Annotated in this window: 14 protein-coding genes; 9 read left to right on the top strand and 5 right to left on the bottom strand. The window is 27.2% G+C overall.

What is annotated here, in order from left to right; all coding sequences use genetic code 11:
- Positions 1–84: 84 nt before the first annotated feature.
- Positions 85–909: a nitroreductase family protein gene (locus ACQPUY_RS02600; protein WP_430839357.1), complete on the top strand. Its 825-nt coding sequence runs from the start codon at positions 85–87 to the stop codon at positions 907–909.
- Between the two features lie 302 nt (positions 910–1211).
- The gene (locus ACQPUY_RS02595) at positions 1212–3473 is read left to right on the top strand and encodes a glycogen/starch/alpha-glucan phosphorylase (RefSeq protein WP_430839356.1); all 2262 of its coding nucleotides are present in this window, start codon (positions 1212–1214) and stop codon (positions 3471–3473) included.
- A gap of 189 nt (positions 3474–3662) precedes the next feature.
- On the opposite strand, the gene ACQPUY_RS02590 is transcribed toward ACQPUY_RS02595, so the two are convergent.
- Positions 3663–4775 (bottom strand): DEAD/DEAH box helicase, encoded by a 1113-nt coding sequence (locus ACQPUY_RS02590; protein ID WP_430839355.1) that lies wholly within the window; start codon positions 4773–4775, stop codon positions 3663–3665.
- A gap of 536 nt (positions 4776–5311) precedes the next feature.
- Between ACQPUY_RS02590 and ACQPUY_RS02585 the strand changes: the two genes are divergently transcribed.
- The 3 genes from ACQPUY_RS02585 (at position 5312) to ACQPUY_RS02575 (ending at position 11287) form a co-directional block, all read left to right on the top strand.
- Positions 5312–10528 carry a GH92 family glycosyl hydrolase gene (locus ACQPUY_RS02585; protein WP_430839354.1) on the top strand — a complete coding sequence of 1739 codons (5217 nt, stop codon included), beginning with the start codon at positions 5312–5314 and terminating at the stop codon, positions 10526–10528.
- Positions 10529–10558: 30 nt separating this feature from the next.
- Positions 10559–10915: an LPXTG cell wall anchor domain-containing protein gene (locus tag ACQPUY_RS02580; protein WP_430839353.1), complete on the top strand. Its 357-nt coding sequence runs from the start codon at positions 10559–10561 to the stop codon at positions 10913–10915.
- Between the two features lie 138 nt (positions 10916–11053).
- Positions 11054–11287: a hypothetical protein gene (locus ACQPUY_RS02575; RefSeq protein WP_430839352.1), complete on the top strand. Its 234-nt coding sequence runs from the start codon at positions 11054–11056 to the stop codon at positions 11285–11287.
- Positions 11288–11354: 67 nt separating this feature from the next.
- On the opposite strand, the gene ACQPUY_RS02570 is transcribed toward ACQPUY_RS02575, so the two are convergent.
- From ACQPUY_RS02570 to ACQPUY_RS02555, 4 genes are all read right to left on the bottom strand, one after another.
- Positions 11355–12263 carry a multicopper oxidase domain-containing protein gene (locus tag ACQPUY_RS02570; protein WP_430839351.1) on the bottom strand — a complete coding sequence of 303 codons (909 nt, stop codon included), beginning with the start codon at positions 12261–12263 and terminating at the stop codon, positions 11355–11357.
- Between the two features lie 79 nt (positions 12264–12342).
- The gene (locus tag ACQPUY_RS02565; RefSeq protein ID WP_430839350.1) at positions 12343–14544 is read right to left on the bottom strand and encodes a CotH kinase family protein; all 2202 of its coding nucleotides are present in this window, start codon (positions 14542–14544) and stop codon (positions 12343–12345) included.
- Between the two features lie 21 nt (positions 14545–14565).
- On the bottom strand, positions 14566–15240 hold the full coding sequence (locus tag ACQPUY_RS02560) for a DUF4956 domain-containing protein (RefSeq protein ID WP_430839349.1): 675 nt from the start codon (positions 15238–15240) through the stop codon (positions 14566–14568).
- Between the two features lie 23 nt (positions 15241–15263).
- Positions 15264–15947, bottom strand: coding sequence for a polyphosphate polymerase domain-containing protein (locus tag ACQPUY_RS02555; protein WP_430839348.1), 684 nt, complete (start codon positions 15945–15947; stop codon positions 15264–15266).
- A gap of 262 nt (positions 15948–16209) precedes the next feature.
- On the opposite strand from ACQPUY_RS02555, the gene ACQPUY_RS02550 reads away from it, so the two are divergent.
- From ACQPUY_RS02550 to ACQPUY_RS02535, 4 genes are all read left to right on the top strand, one after another.
- A complete protein-coding gene (locus ACQPUY_RS02550; protein WP_430839347.1) occupies positions 16210–16881 on the top strand; it encodes a response regulator transcription factor in 672 nt (223 codons plus the stop codon).
- A gap of 2 nt (positions 16882–16883) precedes the next feature.
- On the top strand, positions 16884–18083 hold the full coding sequence (locus ACQPUY_RS02545) for a sensor histidine kinase (protein WP_430839346.1): 1200 nt from the start codon (positions 16884–16886) through the stop codon (positions 18081–18083).
- A 127-nt stretch (positions 18084–18210) separates the two neighbouring features.
- Positions 18211–20361 (top strand): YhgE/Pip family protein, encoded by a 2151-nt coding sequence (locus ACQPUY_RS02540; protein ID WP_430839345.1) that lies wholly within the window; start codon positions 18211–18213, stop codon positions 20359–20361.
- 12 nt (positions 20362–20373) lie between these two features.
- The gene (locus ACQPUY_RS02535; RefSeq protein WP_430839344.1) at positions 20374–22524 is read left to right on the top strand and encodes a YhgE/Pip domain-containing protein; all 2151 of its coding nucleotides are present in this window, start codon (positions 20374–20376) and stop codon (positions 22522–22524) included.
- Positions 22525–22550 lie beyond the last annotated feature (26 nt).

Below are 22550 nucleotides of genomic sequence, written 5' to 3'. Positions count from 1 at the left end.
AATGGATGTTTTAAGTTGTAAATGATATAATTAAATGAGAATTATTGTAATTAGTTGAGAGTTATAGGGGGAGAGATAATAAGGGTGAGTAATTTATATGTTAAGTCAATAACGGATATTATAATTGAAAGATATTCTGTGAGAAGTTATAATGGGGATTTTTTATCTGAAGAAATTATAGATGATATAGAAGAATACATAAGTAATTTAGATAATCCTTTTAATGTAAACGTAAGAATTAGATTGATAAAAAAAGAAAAATATGATGGCGTAGTAAGTTTAGGTACTTATGGAGTTATAAATGGAGCAAAATATTATCTAGTAGCAGCATGTGAAAATAAAGACTTTGCTTTGGAAGCGCTTGGTTATACTTTTGAAAAGGCTATTTTATATTGTACATCATTAGGTCTTGCTACAGTATGGCTTGGTGGAACATTTAGCAAGGGTGATTTTGAAAAAACTATTAATCTTAGAGACAATGAGATATTGCCAGTGGTATCACCAATTGGATATGAAGGAGGTAAGAAATCTTTAATTGCTTCTTTTATTAAAGAAAATAGAAATAACAGAAGAAATTTTTCAGACTTATTTTATAATAAAGATTTTGATACACCTCTTAATAAGGAAAAAGATGAGTATAGTGAAGCTTTAGAAATGGTAAGGTTAGCTCCATCTTCACTAAATAGTCAGCCTTGGAGAATAGTTAAAAGTGAAGAAAGTCTTCATATATATTGTAATGGAAAAAAGAAAATGAATAAAATTGATATAGGTATTGCACTTTCTCATATTGATTTATATATGGAGGAAAAAGATATAAAGGGAGAATTTAAGTTTATAGATCCCAATTTAAAAACTAAATATAAATATGTAGTTAGTTGGGTTAAAAATAGTGAGATTTATATAAATTAAGAAGTTTATACCTTGACAATTATATAATTCCGAAGTATGAGGAATTATTACATTTAGTATTATAAAAACATATATTATTTTATGGCGACTTGGGGCAAAGCGACGGAGCAAATAAGATAATATATGTTTTATTTTATAATTTAATATGATAAATATACAAATAAAAGAATTAACTTGCAAATTTTATTGTTTAGAGTTGGTATTATTATAATTGAAAAGGATTTAATTAAGCTAGTAACTTATAGCAATAATAAATAATAATATTAATAATGAATGAATTTATTTAAGGGTGGGATAGAAAGATGGTACAAGAAAATTTATCAAAAATTCTATACGAGAGATTTGCAAAGACAATAAAAGAAGCAAGTAATGAAGAAATATATTTGGCTTTATTAGAGTTAACAAAAGAGTCCATTAAAGAAAAAGGTAATACTAAGGGAAAGAAAAAACTTTATTATATTTCTGCTGAATTTTTAATTGGTAAGTTATTATCTAATAACTTAATTAATTTAGGGCTATATGATAAGGTTAAAAATATATTATTAGAAAATGGAAAGTATCTTGCGGAAATTGAAGAAATAGAATTAGAGCCATCTCTAGGTAATGGAGGTCTTGGAAGACTTGCGGCTTGTTTCTTAGATTCAATTGCAACATTAGGATTAAGTGGAGATGGAATTGGACTAAATTATCATTTTGGTCTATTTAAACAAGTATTTGAAGATAATAAGCAAAAGGCTGTTAAGAATCCATGGATAACTAGTGAAAGTTGGTTAAATAAGACAGATATAAAATTTGAAGTGTTATTTGGAGGATTTAAGGTATCATCAACTCTTTATGATATAGATGTTACTGGATACAAGGAGTCTTGTAATAAACTTCATTTATTTGATATAGATACTATAGATGAATCATTAGTAAAAGAAGGGATTAACTTTAATAAGGAAGAAATAAAGAAAAACTTGACTTTATTCTTATATCCTGATGATAGTGATAAAGCTGGAAATTTATTAAGAATTTATCAACAATACTTTATGGTAAGTAATGCAGCTCAGCTTATATTATTAGAATTTGAAGAAAATGAATATGACATTCATAAGTTATATGAACATGTAGTAATACAAATAAATGATACACATCCATCAATGATTATCCCTGAATTAATAAGACTTCTAGGTGAAAAAGGGATAGGTATGGATGAAGCAATTGATATAGTTACTAAGACATGCGCATATACAAATCATACTATTTTAGCAGAAGCTTTAGAAAAATGGCCAATGGAATACTTAGATAGAGTTGTTCCTCAATTAATGCCAATAATAAGAGAATTAGATAATAGAGTAAAGGCTAAATATTTTGATGAAAAAGTACAAATAATTGATAAAGATTGTAGAGTCCATATGGCTCATATGGATATTCACTATGGATTTAGTGTAAATGGAGTTGCTGCTCTTCATACTGAAATTTTAAAACGAGAAGAACTTAAGTCATTTTATGATATTTATCCAGAAAAGTTTAATAATAAAACTAATGGTATAACCTTTAGAAGATGGCTAATTCATTGCAATAATGAACTTTCAAATTATATTAGTGAATTAATAGGTAATGAATTTAAAACTGATGCAACAAAGTTAGAAGATTTATTAAAATATATAGACAATGATGAAGTTTTAAGAAGTTTAGAGGAGATTAAAAAGCATAATAAGATAGCTTTAAAGAAATATTTAAAGGAAACTCAAGACATAGAGATTGATGAGAACTCTATATTTGATATACAAATTAAGAGACTTCATGAATATAAGAGACAACAAATGAATGTACTTTATATAATCCATAAATATTTAGATATTAAGAAAGGTAATATTCCTAAAAGCCCAATTACAATGATATTTGGAGCAAAAGCAGCACCAGCTTATGTAATAGCTCAAGACATAATTCACACTATATTATGTTTACAAGAAATAATTAATAAGGATCCAGAAGTAAATAAATATTTAAAGGTTGTAATGGTTGAAAATTATAATGTAACAAATGCATCTAAATTAATACCAGCTTGCGATGTTTCAGAACAAATTTCATTAGCTTCTAAGGAAGCCTCAGGAACTGGAAATATGAAGTTTATGTTAAATGGTGCAGTAACTTTAGGAACAGAAGATGGAGCAAATGTTGAAATTCATGAATTAGTTGGAGATGACAATATTTATATTTTTGGTGAGTCAAGTGAAGAAGTTATAGAGCATTATAAGAAATTCGATTATATTTCAAAAAAATATTATGAAAAACCAGAAATTAAAGAGCTAGTTGATTTTATAGTAAGTGATGAAATGTTAGCTATTGGAGATAAGGAAAATTTATCTAGACTTCAAAAGGAATTAATTAATAAAGACTGGTTTATGACATTATTAGATTTAGAAGATTATATAAAGACTAAAGAAAAAGTCTTTAAGGATTATGAAGATAGAAAGTCTTGGAATAAAAAGGCTTTAGCTAATATTAGTAAAGCTGGATTTTTCTCTTCAGATAGAACTATAGAAGAATATAATAAGGATATATGGAAACTTAATTAAAAGATTGGTAAGCAATCTTTTAAATTGATAATGCATAATTTATAATGGATAATTGAGGATGTTTTACTACGTAAAACTTTGAATTTAATAGGTGCAAAGCACTCTTTATTCAAAAAAATCCCTAGGGATTTATATCCTTAATTATGCATTATGCATTATCAATTATCCATTATAAAAATACTTGTATTTTTATCTGAAGTTAACTTCACGTTCAGGAATATTAAATTGTAAGTATTCTTCGATTTCTTCTAAAAGATTATAATTTTTAGGATCTGTAATTAGACAAGTATATCCACTATCTCCAGCACGAGCTGTTCTGCCTATTCTATGAATATAGCTTTCAACACTTTCAGGAGCATCATAATTATATATATGAGTAACCCCAGTAACATCAATACCTCTTGAAGCAACATCTGTTGCTATTAAAAATTGTATGTCACAATTTCTAAAAGCTTTCATAATTTTTTCTCTTTTATTCTGAGGTACATCACTATGTATTTTTGAAGCGTTGATACCTTTAGCTGAAAGTTTAATTTCTAATTCATCAGCACGTCTCTTAGTTCTACAGAAAATTATAGCCATAAATGGATTATCTTCTTCTATGATTTTACATAGGGCGTCAACCTTCCATCTGTCAGTAGTTTTAACTACTTCTTGTTTAATATTAGGAATTTCAGATTTTTCATTTTCTGTAATATCTATAATTTCTGGATTATCCATATATCTATAAGCAAGTTTTTTTACTTTAGAATCCATTGTTGCAGAGAAACAAAGAGTTTGAACTTTTTTTGGAGCATAAGACATTATTTTTTCTATTTCATTTCTAAAGCCCATTAAAAGCATTTGATCTGCTTCATCTATAACAATTGTATTTAACTTGCTTAGATTTATGCTTTTTCTCTCTAAATGATCTATTAATCTTCCGGGAGTAGCAATAATAATATGAATACCATTATTAAGCTTTTTTAATTGAGATCCAACATCTTTGCCACCATAAGCAGCTAATATACTTAGATTGTTTACGTTAAACTTATTAGCTTCCTCAGTAATTTGAATAGCTAATTCTCTTGTAGGAGATAAAATTAGAACCTCTGTATTTTTAGAATTATTGCTTATCTTTTGAAGAATAGGTAATAAAAAAGATAAAGTTTTACCAGAACCAGTTTTAGATTTTACTATTAAATCATTCTTGTTAATAATTTTAGGAATAACCTTTTCTTGTACTTTAGTAGGACTTATTATTCCATTATTCTTTAATAAGTCAATTAATTTTGTATTTATTTTTAAATCTATAAAATTCATATATATCCTTTCTATAAAAAACTATAAATAGAGAGGAGCTTGGTATCCGGCGAAAGACAACCCAAGCTCCTCGAATAATTAGCACTTACGTACCAACTGCTTAAATAGAATAACATTAAATTAGAAAATAATCAATAGAAATTTATTTTACAATTTAATTATTATATGAAGTTAAAAATAACTACAAAAAAGTGCATAATAAATACAGATATAATAATTAATGAATATAGAAAAAAATGGGAAAAAACTTACAAAATTTCTAACTTATATTTTGGTAAGGAGCAATTCCTTTTGCAGCTAATTATCCTATTCGTGTTATTAATAGATAAATTTAAAGAGTAATTTAGTATATAAGTAAATTGGAGGGGAAGTATAAGTATGTAGTTTTAGGCAGTAGGTGGTTTAGCAGATGAGCATATCTACTGCTTATTTTCTTAAATATTTTAGAAATGATATGCATTTTAAATGAGAATATATTGAAAATTATAAAATAAAAAAATAATTTTAATAAAGTTAATCTAGAAAGGAAAAGAGAAATGAGAATTAAGGGGAAAAAATTGCTTTCTACTCTTTTAGCTATGACTTTAGCTGTTACTACTATTAATTATTCATCAGTATTTGCTAAAGATTTAACTACAAATGCAAACACAAAATCTGAACAACAGATACTATTTGAAACATCTTTTGAAGAAAATGAAACAGATAAGGAGTTTTTAGTTTCTACTATTGATGAAAAAAAAGGAAGTAATAATGTATCAGGGATATCAAAAGAAGATGCAGAAACAGTTAATAAAATGACAACTACTATTACTAAGGGACCTTCAGGAACATGGAATCAAGCTTCAGGAAAAGGATGGACTGGAACAAAAGCAGTTGAAGTGGCAGGAGTGCATGAAGGAAATGAAAGAGCTTATTCCTATAATGTAATTTATAAGGATTTAGATATTAAAGTAAGTGAAGATACAAGCTTAAGCTATACCATTTTTCCAAGTATGATTGATGAAAGAGATTATGATTATGATTATACTCAAATGCATATTGCAGTTGATGTAGAATTTAGTGATGGATCTTTTTTAAGTGATTTAAATGCAATAGATCAGTATGACACTAAGTTAAATCCTCAAGCACAGGGAGACAGTAAAATACTAACAACAAATCAATGGAACTATATATCAAGCAATATAGGTAGTGTTGCAAATGGAAAAATAATTAAGAATATTTTAATTGCATATGATAATAAAGATAATCCAAAAGAAGATAATGCAAAATTTATAACTTATATCGACGACTTAAAAATTTATAATGAAGAATCAATTACTTTTACACATAAATCTGACTACGTTAATATATTACGTGGTACAAATGATTCTCCAAGTTTTTCCCGTGGATTAACGGCACCAGCAGTAACAATGCCGCATGGCTTTAATTTCTTTGTACCAGCAACTAATTCAAATGATAACAAAATTTATAATTATCAATTAGAGGGTAATACACTAAAACATATAACTATTTCTCATGAACCATCTTATTGGGTCGGAGATCGTGGAACATGGCAATTTATGATAAATACTTCAATTGATGCTACAAAAGTAACTAATGGAGATAAAATAAATGCATCAGCACGTCAGGCAGAATTTACTCATGAAAATGAAACTGCAAAAGCACATTATTATTCAGTAAAATTTAATGAGGGATCAAATGCAAGCAATTCTAAAATAGAAGTTACTCCAACTGAACATGGAGCAGTTTCAAGATTCACATTTGATAAAGACTCCCAAAATAGAAATATAATATTTGATTCTACAAGAGCAGATGGAACATTAAAGTTTAATGATGATGGGACATTTGAAGCATCAAGCAATCATAATAGTAATGGTATGCAAACTATGTATATTTATGGTGAATTTTCCGAAGAACCATACTATACAAGTACACAAAATACTAAACAAGGAATAGTAAGCTTTAATAGCGAAGTTGTTGAAATGAATCTTGCCACTTCATTCATAAGTATAGAACAAGCAAAGAAAAATCTTGAGCTAGAAATTACTAATAATGATGATTTTGATTCTATTTTTACTAAGGCACAAAATACTTGGGACGATACATTAGATATGATAGAAGTCAAAGGTGCAAGTAAAGATCAATTAACAACATTATATTCTAATTTATATAGATTAAATGCTTATCCTAATTTATTATCAGAAAACACTGGAACTAATGATAATCCAAATTGGAAATATAGATCACCATATGGAGATCATGAGGTAGTAGAAGGAACATTATATTATAATAATGGTTTCTGGGATACTTATAGAACAGCTTGGGCAGCGTATGCATTATTTACACCGGAAAAGGATACTGAACTACTAAATGGTTTAGTTCAACATTATCTTGATCAAGGCTATGTGCCAAGATGGATAGCCCCAGGTGGTACTAATTCAATGGTTGGTACAAGTTCAGATGTTATATTTGGGGATGCTATTGCAAAAGGAATAGAATTTGATTGGGAAAGTGCTTATGAATCAGCAATTAAAAATGCAGCTGTTGCAGTTGATTCTGAAAACTTAACAAATGGTGGGCGTGCTAAATTAAATAAATCAATTTTTGAAGGATATACAGCACATAATTTACAACATGAAGGCTTCTCATGGTCAATTGAAGGATATATTAATGATTATGGAATATATCAACTTGCTAAAAAATTAGGAAATGAAGATGAAGCTGAATATTATTTAAATAGAGCATTAAATTATTCTAAACTATTTAGCTCTATTGGAGATAGTGTAAATGATAAATGGTTGAGAGGAAAAGATGAAAATGGAGAGTGGTCATATTCAGATAATGAATTTAATCCGTTCTTCTGGGGAGATGATTACACTGAAACAAATGCATTCAATATGGCAGTTTCTGTACCACAAGATGTTCAAGGTTTAGCTAATTTATATGGAGGAAGAGCTGCCTTAGCTGAAAAAATTGATACAATATTCGAAACTAATGGAGATTATTGGGGGTATGGAGCTACAGAAAGTATAGGTGGTATTCATGAACAAAAGGAAGCGAGAGAGATTAAACTAGGACAATATGGACACTCAAATCAACCGTCTCATCATATTCCATATATGTATAATTATGCTGGAGAGCCATGGAAAACTCAAAAATATGTAAGAGATATATTAGATCGTGCATATGTTGGAAGTGATTTTGGGCAAGGATATATTGGAGATGAGGATAATGGTGAAATGAGTGCATGGTATATATTCTCAGCACTTGGTTTTTATCCAGTATCAATGGGGAATGATGAATATGCAATTGGTTCACCATTATTTGAAGAAATGACAGTTCACTTAGACAATGGTAAAAGTATTACAGTAAAAGCTAATAATAATAGTAATGAAAATATCTATATTCAATCAATGAAACTAAATGGAGAAGATTATACTAAAAATTATTTAAAACACTCAGACATTGCGAATGGTGCAACAATTGAATTTACTATGGGAAGTACTCCTAATAAAAATTGGTGTTCTAGTGAAGATTCTTTACCTACATCAATTACTAAAAATGATGATATCCCAAATCCATTAGAAGATTTAACTATAAAAAGTGTACAGGAGATTGAAAAACCATCTCAAAATGTACATTCTGATAGTATTCATTCTAATATAGAAGATGTCACAAAGCTTTTTGATAATGATTCTAATACTTTTGTAACATTAAACAATAGTGGTAATAGTGAAATTATTTATGACTTCACTAAGCCAAGTAAAGTAAGTATGATTACATTAACATCAGCTAAAGATGGAGATGCTCCAATTGCATATAAATTAAGTGGAAGTTATGATGGGGAAGAATGGGAGCTTATTGATGAAAGAAGTAACTTAGAGTTTGAATGGGGACGATATACAAGACCATTTAAATTACAAGAAGAAAAAACATCTGCGTTTATAAAATATAAATTAGAATTAGTAGGTGGTACAGCTTTATCAGAAGTAGAATTATTAGGGCAAGAAGGTGATACTTCTGGAATCGATATAAATGTATTAAATAAATTAATTATAAGTGCAAAAACAATAGATCAAAGCAATTTAATACAAGTTATTAAAGATTTATTAAATAATGCTATTAAAAATGCAGAAGCTGTTGCTAACAATGAAAATTCTACTCATGATGAAATTGTTAATCAGTATAATGAATTAAGTAGTGCTATTAGAAGAATCAATTCTATAAAAATAGCTAAAGATCGATTAGAAGCAGAAGATTTCAGTTCATCACATTCAAGCATTGTAAATGATGGAAATAATATAGGTGGGGTTAAGAAGGACACCTGGGCTAGATATAATGATATTGCCTTCGATGGAAATGAAAATTCTATAGAATTTTATTATTCAGCACAACAAAAAGATGCAGGCGGATATATTGAAGTTCATATAGATAGTATAGATAGTGAAGTGTTTGCAAAAATAGATGTTCCAGTAACAGGTGCTGATTGGAGTACCTATGTTCTTAAAGAAGGTGATTTGTTAAAGAATATTGAAGCTGGGTTACATGATGTATATTTAGTTTTTAAGAATGAAACAGATAAGGCATACGTATCTAATGTTGATTACTTCAGATTTGGAAATAAAATAGATGTAGATATAACTCAAATTGGTGAAGGAAATATAATCAAAGAAAATGGATATGAGGGTAGACCTTATACAATAACTTTTGATGGAGATGTAAGATATGTGTTTATTAATGGTGTATCAGTAGATTTTAATAAGATAAATAAATTATATACATTAGATAAATTAACATCTGATACTAAGATTGTTGTTGTATTTGGAGAATTAGTGGCTCATAAAATTATAACTGAAGTTCAAGGTGGAGAAGCTGATGTTGAGCTAAGCAAGAATGAAGCTACAGGATATGAAGAAGTAATATTAACAATTAAAAACATCAAAGAAGGAAAGATTTTATCATCAGTGAGATTTAATGGAGAAGAAGTAAAAGTTTCTAATGCTGTTGATGGGGTTTATACTATTAAATTAATAATGCCATTTGAAGATTCTAAAATAGATATTATCTTAGAAGATAAAATAGAAATGGTAAATATTAAAGTAAATCAACCAGAGCATGGATTAATTACTACGACAGCAATAGATGATCAAATAATTAAAGGAAAAGATTTAACAATTAATATAATTCAAGAAAATGGATATAAGATAGAATCATTAGTTATAAATGGAAAGGATGTAACAAGTTTAATCGAAGATAATACACTTGTTTATAAATTTGTATTAGAAGACTTAGAGATTAGCGCTACATTTGTTATAGATAGCGATAAAGAAAGTATAATTCAACTAATTACATCTGCTAATGAAGTAATAGAAAAAGGATTATTAGAAGGGGTTAATCAAAGTATTGTTGATGAATTTAATAATGCCTTAGAAAATGCAGTTAAAGTAAACGAAGATAAAAATTCAACACAACAAGTAATTGATGAAGCAGTAAATACTTTAAGAGTTGCAATTAAAAATGTAATAGACTTTGAAAAAGTTAATAAAAGTGAGTTACAAGACTATGTAAGAGAAGTAGAGAATTTAGATTTAATTCAATATACAAGCGCAAGTGCTATAGAATTTAAGGAGGCACTAGATAACGCAATAAATATATTAAATAATGAGGCTGCTACACAAAATGAAGTAGATGAAGCCTTAAGTAAATTAAAATTAGCAAAGAATTCGTTGAAATTAATTCCAAATAAAAAATAATTAGAAGTATTAATTATTGAAATTGAGAAAATGGATCTTTCAAAATATACAGAGGAATCTGTAAAAGAACTTAAAGCTGCTATTCAAGTTGCAAAAGTTGTTTTGGAAAATATTAATACTGATGAAATTGAAGTAGAAAGTGCAATTAGATTATTAGAAGAGGCAAAAGGAAAACTAGCAAAAATAGAAGATTTAAATATGAATCCAGGTTCTACTCCAGAAACAGAAAATCCAGGAGAAAATAATTCAGAAAAGGATAATTCAAATGAAGAAAATAAGGGTTCATTACTTCCATCAACGGGAGATGATTCATCACTAAAACAATATATTTATATTATGATTAGTTTAAGTGTTGGTTTATATCTAGTACTAAAAAAAAGAAAATAAATATTTAGAAATACTTTAGAATTAACTAAAGTATTTCTTTAGTATTGAAAATATACTTTATCAAGGAAAGATTGAAGGAAAAATGTTGTATTTACTTATTTAGATATTTTCTGTAAAAATAAGATATTATTAAATGAAATGAAAGAACATTATAGAAGAGGTGGATTAGGAGACGTAAAAATAAAGAAGTATTTAAATGAAATATTACAAGAAGAACTTAAGCCTATTAGAGAAAGACGTAATGAGTTTGAAAAAAATAGAGATTATTTATATGAAATATTAAAAAATGGAAGTCAAAGTGCAAGAGAAGTAGCTTCTAATACATTAGATGAAATTAGAAATTCTATAGGAATAAATTATTTTAATAAATAAATATATCAAATTTATAAATAAGATAGTGTTAATATTATTATAAAATTAACACTATCTTATTCTTAGATTAGTTTATATAATTTACAGTAGTAAACATTCCACCTATACCTGGTGCTCCATTATTAGTTACATGATGAGGCATATGACAATGAAGAGGCCATATTCCTGGATTTTTAGCAATAAATTCTATATCCCAAGTTTCACCAGAAGCCACTAACATAGTATTTTTATAAATTTGAGTTTCTTTTCTTATTGGAAAGCCATCTGCTCCAACTACTTTAAATTGGTGGCCATGAAGATGTATTGGATGATGATGCATTTGTATATTACAGTATCTTATACGTACTGCATCTCCGTATCTAACAGGTAATGGTTTAGTTAGGGGATAACATTTACCATTAAATGTGAAGAAATTAAAATCTGGCATTTTAAATGTTAATTCATAATTTCCTTTTGATATATCTCCCCAAGGTAATTTATCTGCTGCCCATTCCTGAAGAACTATTAAATAATCCTTAAAATTTTTTCTTTTATCATCTTTCGGGTCTTCGATTATAAAACCACCAAGCAATCCAGCATTATCTTGAACCATAACATTTACATGTGAATGGTACATATATGTTCCAGGTGGATTATTAATTTTAAAATGATAATCAAAATATTCACCAGGATAAATATAAGGTGAAGGCTCTACAGGAGGAACTCCATCCATATCGTTTGGAACTTCTAATCCATGCCAATGAACACTAGTTTCTTCAGGTAAATTATTTATTACCCTAATACAAACTTTATCATTTGGTCTAACTTTTATAGTAGGACCTGGTACTGAACCATTATATCCCCATGCTTTTACGAAGAGTCCAGGAATAAGTTCAAGATCAACTTCTTCTGCAATTAAAGTAAAATGCTTAATTCCGTCTTTATATTCATAATCTAAATCCTCGATTCCAGGAGTTATAACCATATTAATCTCCATAAAAAAATACTTATACTACAATATATTAGTATAAGCATTTTTTGTGTGATGAAAGAAAATTATTTAAAATATAACCTACTTAATTTCCTTTCTTATAGTTAATTTTTCTTCTTTTAAATAGAGCTACAAATATTAAGGATGCAATTAAAAGTAATATATATCCACCTAATATTAGGAAGTTATTTTTAATATTAGAAGAATTAACTTCGGTATTTGGTATATTTCCTTTCATAAATGTATTATCGGTATTATTAGGATCTTGTATTTGACCTTCTTCAGAAGTAACACTAGTCGGAAAATTCATATCGTTATTACCGTCAGGTCTCTGCATTTGAGCTTGTGTATTATCTTGATTATTATCAGTGCCATTAGGACTTGGCATTTGTTCCCCTTGAGGAGCATTACTTTCTAAACTAGCACTAGTATTTGAATCTACATTGTTATTATAAGCAGGTTTTTGCATTGGATTTTCTTGATTATTAGTATTAGGACTTTGCATTTCTCCCTGATTATTTGTAGTGTTTCCTGTACTAGTATCTACATTATTTATATCATTAGGTTTTTGCATATTCATATCTTTGTCCTTATTACCACCACCTTGGCTACCCATTGTTGTCAAATTAACAGTAGTTTCAATGGTTCCATAGCTAGTTGAAGGCTGACTTCCATCAAGTTGTGCAGATATACTTTTTGCTCTATCTATTCCAAAGTTTATTAACTCAGGAAGTGAAGCTTCATATTCTTCATAAGTATAGAATGCTGTAGCATCATTTTTTACATATTCAGATATAAGTGAATTTACTTGATTTACTGTACTTTCATAAGTTCCATTATTAACATAATCAACAATTTCTTGAAGATATTTATGGTACGTTTCTTTGTACTCATCAACTTCTAATAATTTGCTTATTAAAGGACTATTTTCAAGAGAATCTGTGACTGGGCTATCTATTGGGAAGTTTACAGCATTACTAGCACTTCCAATATTAAATCCAGCAAAAGAAAGATTATAGTCCCAAGGAAGGATTTCGAATACGCCATCTCTTTCATAAAGATAATAATTATGTTTCATATTAGAAGCATAGCTATCTAAATTTACAAGGAATGTATTTACTGCAAAATATCTAAGAATTTCGTCTACATTAAGATACTCTTCTAAATTAGTTCCTTCATTTAGATTTTTTATCATTTCAATAACTTTTTCTTCATCATACTCTGTAGTTGTTTTAAATACTTCATTATCAAATATATCAGAGTAGGAATCTATATTATCATCAGTATAAACTAGATTTCCACCATTAGAAGATCCAATTTCTCCACCACCCATCATTCCACCTCTAAAGCCACTATCTTTAAGAGTTTCATTTGTTTGAGTGTTATTATTTTCATCGCTATTTAAATCTTGAGCTTCTGTATTTTCTCCATTTTGAGAATTTTCCATAGTTGGAGGAACAATATTTTGACCATTTTCCTCATTACTCATAGAAGGAGGAGCGGTATTTTCACCGTTTTCTCCATTGCCTATAGAAGGAGGAGCAGTATTTTCATCATTTTCTCCATTACCCATAGAAGGTGGGGCAGCATTTTCACCATTATTCATATTAGGTTTCATATCTTCATTATTGTTATCTTTAGCACCCATTTCATTGCCTTCTGGTTTATATAGGTTTCCTGATAAAGAGCCATAATTTCTCTCTATAAATTCTTCTTCAATTACTTCAACAGCGAAGTATAATCCCCATTCTTCACTATTTATTTTTATATTTGTAAAGGCGAATGCAGGAGTAGGGACACCCATTTTTTCTAGTAAATCATAAGAAAGATACTCTTTCATGTAGGTTGCATCAGATATTATATTGTTTAATGCAATTTTACTTAAACCATCTAATGTTTGCCCATCCACATATTCATCAAATTTTACCTTAAAGCTATATCTATCAGTGGTATCATCGCTTGCAACAGTAGAAAGACTTGAATTTCCTTTTGCTCTAATACCAACATTATAATATTTAGTTCCGTTAACAGTTATATTAGCAGTTATATATTCTTCATCTGTAGCATTTTGTAAAAGATAATTCCAATTATCTTCATTAACCTCTATATCAATGTCTGTTATTTGTTCTTTATTAAAAACAGTATTAACATAAGTAAAGCTACTAGATGAATTAGTTGCTTCAGTAGTAGTTACATCTTTAGAATTTATATAAATTAAAGTAGTAAAAAATATAGCAATAGCTGTTATTGTAGCTATAATAGCATTTATATATTTATTTGAAATCATTTTATAACACCACCTTAAGGGTTAACTCATATAGTCACCATTGTAGCTTACTAAAACAACGTTATTAACTCCTTCTAAATTATTAATTTCATTTACAAATTTAGTTGACATTTCTTTTAATCTTATTTCAACAGTAAGCTCTATACCATTACTAGCTGATACAGTTTTTGATTTAATAACATGTTTCTTTACTGATTTATTGATATGTTGCATTGCTAAGTTTTCGCTATTATCATCAGTACAATTCACTATTAATATATAAGGGTTGTCTGAACTTTTTTTGTTTACAAATACAAGCATTATAATTCCTATAAAAACAGATCCGAATATAGCTAGAGGAATAAGTCCAGCACCAAGAACTATACCAACACTTACAGACCAGAAAACAAAAGCAATATCTAAAGGTTCTTTAACAGCAGATCTAAATCTTACTATTGATAAAGCACCAACCATACCAAGTGATAACACAACATTTGAAGTTACAGCTAAAATTATAAGTGTTGTTACTAGTGTCATAGCAAGTAGTGATACACCAAAGTTTTCAGAGTACATAACACCTCTAAAAGTTTTTTTATAAACTAAAAATATAAATAATCCTATAGCAAAAGCAAGTGCTAGAGCTATAACCATATCAAGCATATTAAAAGTAGAAGCTTTTTCTAAAAAGCTAGATTTAAAAATATCATTAAAAGTCATTTTTCTTACCTCCAAAATATTAATTATACTGTAAATAATCTACAAGCCGCATATTTTGATACAGCAGTCTGATTACGTGTATTAGTCTGAATTAAATCCCTTATAATATCGGGAAGAAAATTATCATATTTAATTTCTAAAATTATAGGATTATCATTGACTAAGCCTAATGTTGGAAGAGTAGAATCAAAAATATTTGTAGAATATAGACCGCTTTTTATATTACTATCAATTGTTATTCTTACATTTCCAGCATCATATATATAGGCCTCTCTAGTGTAATCCACTATAGTTTTAGGTTTAAGGCATTGGTATCTTAATTTACAATAAAATTCTTTTAATACATCCTTATTAGAATCTTTTAGAAATTCAATATCTCCATTTAATATTTTTTCACACTCATTTTTAGTTAATGGAGCAGAAGATTTATAACATAATCCATTAGATTTACTTTTCTTTTCAAGCCTAATAAAAGAATGATTATGATTATAAAATCTAATTCTAAATTTTTCTCTATTGTTATATCCATTTATTTTTTCCATTAAAGCTTTATCATTAAAATTATCAAAGTATAGACTACGTATATGATAAATTCCATTTTCGCTAGCGTTTCGATCAAGTTTAGCAAAAGTTTTGATTCTATTTCTTATAGAAATATAGTCAGAGTAATTAATGAATACTTTAATTTCATGTCTTGGCTTTACCATAAAATATCACCTCCTGTTAAAATGATATTATTATAGAAAGCTTAATTTAATCTTAAATTCAGTTTAAAATTTAAATTTAATTCTATTTTAAGATTTATATGATAAAATTTTATTAAATAAATATATAAAAATAAGTTAGTAATGTAGGATAGTATAAAATTTAGAATGTATAATTAATAATTAGAATACATTCTAAATTTTATATTTTTAATTAGAACAGTATTGTAGCAGTTAAACTAATTTATTAAGGAGGTTAAATTATATGAAACTACTTTTGATTGAGGACGAAAAAGAGCTATCTGAAGCTTTATTTCAAATTTTAACAAAAAATAAATATATGGTTGATGCTGTATATGATGGAGAAGATGGACTAGATTATGCATTAACAGGAATATATGATGTAATAGTTTTAGATATTATGTTACCTAAATTAAATGGATTAAGTCTATTAAAAAAGATAAGAAAAGAAGGAATTTTAACTCCTGTAATAATGTTGACAGCTAAAAGTCAAATTGAGGATAGAGTTGTTGGACTAGATTTAGGAGCTGATGATTATTTAACTAAACCTTTTGCTGTTGAGGAATTGCTCGCTAGAATTAGATCTATAACTAGAAGAAAGGGAACTGTTATTAATGATAATATATTAGCTTATGGAGATATAAGTTTAAATATAAATACTTATGATTTAGATGTAAATGATGAAAGTATTAGATTAACCTTAAAGGAATTTGAAATTATTAAATATTTTATGGAAAGGCCTAGATGTGTAGTTAGTAAAGATGATTTAATAACTAAACTTTGGGGATTTGATTCAGAAGTAGAATATAACAATATAGAGGTATATATTTCTTTTATTAGAAAAAAATTATCTTATTTAAAATCCAAGGTAAATATAGTAACAATAAGAGGCGTTGGATATAGAATGGAGGACTAACTTTGTTTGACAAGTTAAAGAAAAAATTTATATTAATTAATATGTCGTTATTGACAATAGTATTTGTATTAATTTTTGGAACAATATACATATCTACCGCTATAAGTATAGAAAAAGATTTAGAGCATGAATTAATGAACACAGTATCTAATCCAAGGAAACCAACACCTAATTCTCCTATGATGAGTAGCAGTATAATAATTGAGCTGGATTCTGATAATAATATTGCAAAAGTCAATACTTATTTGGAAATAGATGAAGGTGTGCTTGAAGATACAATATATAAAATAATTAAAAATGAAAATAAGCTTGATAGGGTAAAGATAGATGGAAGTAGTTATGTGTATTTAAAAGAATATTCTAATAAAGGTTTAACAATAGTTCTTATGAGTAGAGAACAGCAAATTGAAGTATTAAATAATCTACTAAAAGTATTTATATCAATTGGAAGTATAAGCCTTATTTTATTACTTTTAATTAGTATTTACTTGACTAATAAAACTATAAAACCAATAAAAGAGACCTTTAAAAAACAAAAACAATTTATAGCAAATGCATCTCATGAACTTAAAACGCCACTTACTATTATAAGAACAAATACTTCATTAGTATTATCAAATAAGAGTTTAAGTGTAGAAAGCCAAAGCAAATGGTTAAATTATATTAACAATCAAATAGAAAGAATGTCAGAATTACTAGATGAAATGCTATCACTAGCAAAGCTTGATACAAATAGAGGACTTGATGAGTTTGTGGTTTTTGATTTAAGTAAATTATTAAATAATATTTTATTAACTTTTGAAGCTGTTATCTTCGAAAATAAAATTCAACTAGAATCTAATATTGAAGAAGATATATCTATAAAAGGTGATAAGGAAAGTATAAAAAAGGTAGTTATAATATTATTAGATAATGCAATTAAGTATACTAACAAAAGTGGAAAAATAGATGTAGAATTAAAACAGGAGAAAAATAAAATAAGACTTAAGGTTAAAAATACTGGAGAAGGAATAAAAAAAGAAGATATAAATAAAATCTTTGAAAGATTCTATAGAGTAGATAGTTCAAGAGCTAGGGAAACAGGTGGATATGGGTTAGGATTATCTATAGCTAAATCTATAGTAGAAAGCAATAATGGAAAAATATATGCTGAAAGTAATATTGGTAAAGATACTACATTTATAATAGAATTTAATAGTTAAAATAAAAATAATTTATTTTAAGGACTAAAATAAGTTGCTAAAATAAGTTGATATTTTTATTCTGTAGGATTAAAATTGTACTAGTTAGTCAAATTGTGATATTTATTTACAAGGGGAAAGATACAGTATGAAAAATATAGCAAAGGTATTTAAAAGAGATTTAAAAAGTATTATAAAAAATCCAGTAGCCATAATCATTGTAGCTGGTGTATGTGTTATACCAGCCTTATATGCATGGGTAAATATAAAAGCATGTTGGGACCCATATGGAAATACAAGTACAATTCCTATAGCGGTAGTTAATAATGATAAAGGCGCAGAGGTTTTGGGACAAGAAATAAATGTTGGACAAGAAGTTATTGATGAACTTAAAAAAAATAATAATATAGGATGGAAGTTTGTTAGTAAAGAAAATGCTGATTCTGGAGTAGTAGATGGAACTTATTTTGCATCTATAGAAATTCCAGAAAGTTTTTCAGAAGATTTAGTTAGTATAACAAGCGATAAAACTAAGAAGGCTGAAATAATTTATAAATTAGATACAAAAGCTAATCCAGTAGCAGGTAAAATAGCAGGAGTAGCTGAGGAAACATTAATTGATCAAATAACAACTAATTTTATTGAAACAGTAAATCAGAAAGCATTTGAAAAAATTGATGGTTATGAAGAGAAAGTTGATAAGAATAAGGTTGATATAATAAAGCTTAAGGACCTTATAATAACTGCATCTAAAGGAATAGATTCTGTTATAAATGTTTTAGATGGTGTAAATTCAAATGCTGGAAATTTAAATAGCTATCTAAAAGAAGTTAAATCAACATTGCCTTTATTAACAAGTGGAATGTCTACAGGTGAGTCTATAATTCAAAATGCACAAAATTTAATAAAAACAACTACAGATAGTTTTACTAATTCAGTTTCTATCTTAAATCAAAATCTAAGTCAAAATAAAGTTTACATAGATAAAATAATATCTATATTAGATACAATAGGAAGTACTGATAGTACAGTAGAAGTTAATAGCCAATTAGGAGATATAAAAAATACATTTACTTCAATAAATGATTCTATAACTTCTAATATAAAGTACTTAGAGGCTATAAATGAAGAAAAACCGAATGAAACTATAGCACAAAATATTTCAGATTTGAAATTATTACAAAGTGATATTAGTGAACAAGAAACTTTATTAGAATCAATATGGAATAGTTATTCTAATGAGAATAAAGAAAATCAAGAAGTTATAAATCAACTAAAGGAAAACTTAAAACAAATTTCTAAAAATATTGAAGACTTTAAAAATAATTTTGAAAGTACAACAGTGCCAATTTTAAATGAGATAAATAATAGTTTAGTTGATGCAACTAAAAAGGCTTATGAACTTCTAGACGATTCACAAAAATCTGTTAGTGGTATAACAAATTTATTAAATACTGCAGAGCAAGGAAGTGGACTTGCAACTAAGGTTTCAGGGGATCTTTTAGAACAATTAGAATATTATAGGGATGACATTAAAAGCTTAGGAGAGCAATTATCTAAGATAAATGATGAGGATTTAAATGGAATTCTTGCAATATTACAAAGTAATCCAGATATGATTTCTAATTTTATTTCAGATCCATTTAATATTAAAGAAGTAAGTGTATATTCTGTACCTAATTATGGATCAGCTATGGCTCCTATATATTCAGTTTTAGCACTATGGGTTGGAGGATTAATATTAACTTCAATTTTAAAAACAGAAGCACCTAAAGTTGATTGGGGAAATGAACCAAATATAAGAGAAAAATATTTTGGGAAAATGGCTACCTTTATATTATTAGCAGCAATACAAGGACTTATAATAGCTTTAGGAAATATATTTTTATTAAAAGTATACTCTGTATCGCCTATTTTAATGGTGATTTTTTCGGTAGTTTCAGCAATTACATTTTCAATAATAATTTTTACGAATGTATCTTTATTTGGAAATGTAGGAAAAGCCATAAATATTGTTTTTATGATAGTTCAATTAGCTGGATGTGGTGGAAGTTATCCAGTACAAGTAGATCCACTTATATTTAGAATACTTCAACCATTTTTCCCATTTACTTATGCAGTAGGTGGATTTAGAGAGGCTATTGCAGGACCACTTGTAAGTAGTGTAATTTTAGATATAATTATTTTATTACTATTCTCAATACTTTATGTAATATTAGGTTTTGTATTTAAGCCAAAATTAAAAAGTGTAGTTAAGAAATTTGAGTTAAAATTCCATGAGTCAGGAATAGGAGAATAGTGAGGTTAAATTATGAAGATGTTATTTAGAATATTTAAAAGAGACTTACTTAAAATTAAAAGAAACTATGCAGCAATAATTATAGTTATAGGTCTTTGTATTATTCCTTCATTGTATGCATGGATAAATATATATGCATGTTGGGATCCATATGCTAACACAAGTAATTTACCAGTTGCTGTAGTCAACAAAGATGAGGGAGCAGTGGTGAATTCAAAGGAAATAAATGTAGGAGAACAGGTTATAGAAAATTTAAAAGAAAATAATTCTATAAAATGGGAAATAGTAGATGAATGGCAAGCAAATAATGCTTTAAATCAAGGAACGTATTATGCAGTAATAGAGATACCAGAAAATTTCTCGAATGGATTAGTAAGTTTAACAACAAATAATCCTAAAAAGCCAAGCATAGTATATAAAGCAAATGAAAAAGCAAATGCAATAGCAACTAAAATAACTAATGTCGCTAAAGATAAACTTACAAAAGAAATAAAGTCAAATTTTGTGGAAACAGTAAACTCAGAAGCATTTAATGCTTTAAATAATATAGGATTAACTTTGGATAATAATCGTTCAAAGGTATTATATATAAAAGATGCTGTAAGTACAGCAATAGTTGATTTGGCAAGTATACAAGATTATATAAATACTTCTGCTGAAAATTCAGAGAGTTTAAAAGAATATATTTATAGTATGCAAAATGATTTACCTATTATTACTGAGCAAATTAATGATTTACAAAAAGCTACAGAATTAAGTAAGGATTTAGTAAATGAAAATAAAAACAATTTAAATAATATAAATAATGATATCAATAACAGTATTATAGACCTTCAGACCTTATCAAAAAAAATAGATAATTCATTAGATAATATAAATATATCATCTGCTACTAAGGATGATATAAATAAAAAATTAGATGAAGTTAATGATTATATTGATAAAATGAAAAATATAATTGATATATCAATTAAAGAAATAAATAAAGTTAACGAGAATATAAATAATGAAAATTTAAATAAATTAGTAGATGAATTAAATAATCTTAATAATATTTTAAATGATCAAGAAAGTTCTATTAATGAATTAAAAACATTAGTCAATAATGGGACAGCAGAAGAAGATTTAAATAAAAAAATAGATGCAATAATTAAAGTTAATGATAAAGTAATGAGTAATATTGTTACTATTTCAAATAATTATTATAAAAATAATAGCAATATTATTAATAATATTTCAGAAGAGTATGCTAATAATTTAGATAGTTTAAATTCTATACTTGAAACATCAAAGATAATAGTTCCACAATTAAATGCATTAGCAAACTATGGAATAGCATCAAGCAATGAAGCTATAGAGGATGCAGAGGAATTAAGTAATAAAATAGCTGATATTCAAAAAAGTGTTTCAGAATTAGATTCTAAGTTAGAAAATTTAAATGATGAAAGTTTAAATCAAATAATTGAGTTACTTACAAAAGATTCTAGTGAAATAGCAGATTTTATATCATCTCCAATAACTGTTAGTCAAGTGGATGTTTATGGGGAAGGAATATTTGGTGTAGGGCTTACTCCATTTTATTCTGTTTTAGCAATTTGGGTAGGTGCTCTTTTAACAGGAGCATTATTAACAACAAATTGTGAGGATTTTGAGGCTGGAAAGCAACCTAATATGCTTCAAAGACATTTTGGAAAAATGCTATTGTTTTTAAGTATAAGTCTAATTCAATCATTTATAGTAATTTTAGGAGACTGGTTAATACTTAAGGTTCCAGTTTATAATGTGCCTTTATTATTTGGATTAGCAATGTTAACATCAATTACATTTACGTTAATAATATTTACCTTAGTTTCTATTTTAGGTAATGTTGGTAAGGCTATAGCTGTTATAATAATGGTATTCCAAATAGCAGGTGCAGGAGGAATATATCCAATACAAACAAACCCAGAGATATTTGGTATGCTATATCCACTTTGGCCATTTACTTATTCAATAAATAGTTTTAGAGAAGCTATATCAGGACCAGTTTGGGAGAATGTTTCTACAAGTGTAAGGGCACTTTTAATATATTGTTTAATTTTTATTATTATTGCAGTATTAAAGAAGCCATTCCATAAATTAACACATTTTATGGAACATAAATTTGAAGAGGCAAATTTATAAGATTTTATAGCAATAAGTAAAAAGGA

It is taken from the genome of Clostridium nigeriense (assembly GCF_050585245.1).
Classification (GTDB): domain Bacteria; phylum Bacillota; class Clostridia; order Clostridiales; family Clostridiaceae; genus Clostridium; species Clostridium nigeriense_A.
Note: the sequence above shows the minus strand (reverse complement) of the source record. Positions and strands in the feature narration are given on the sequence as shown.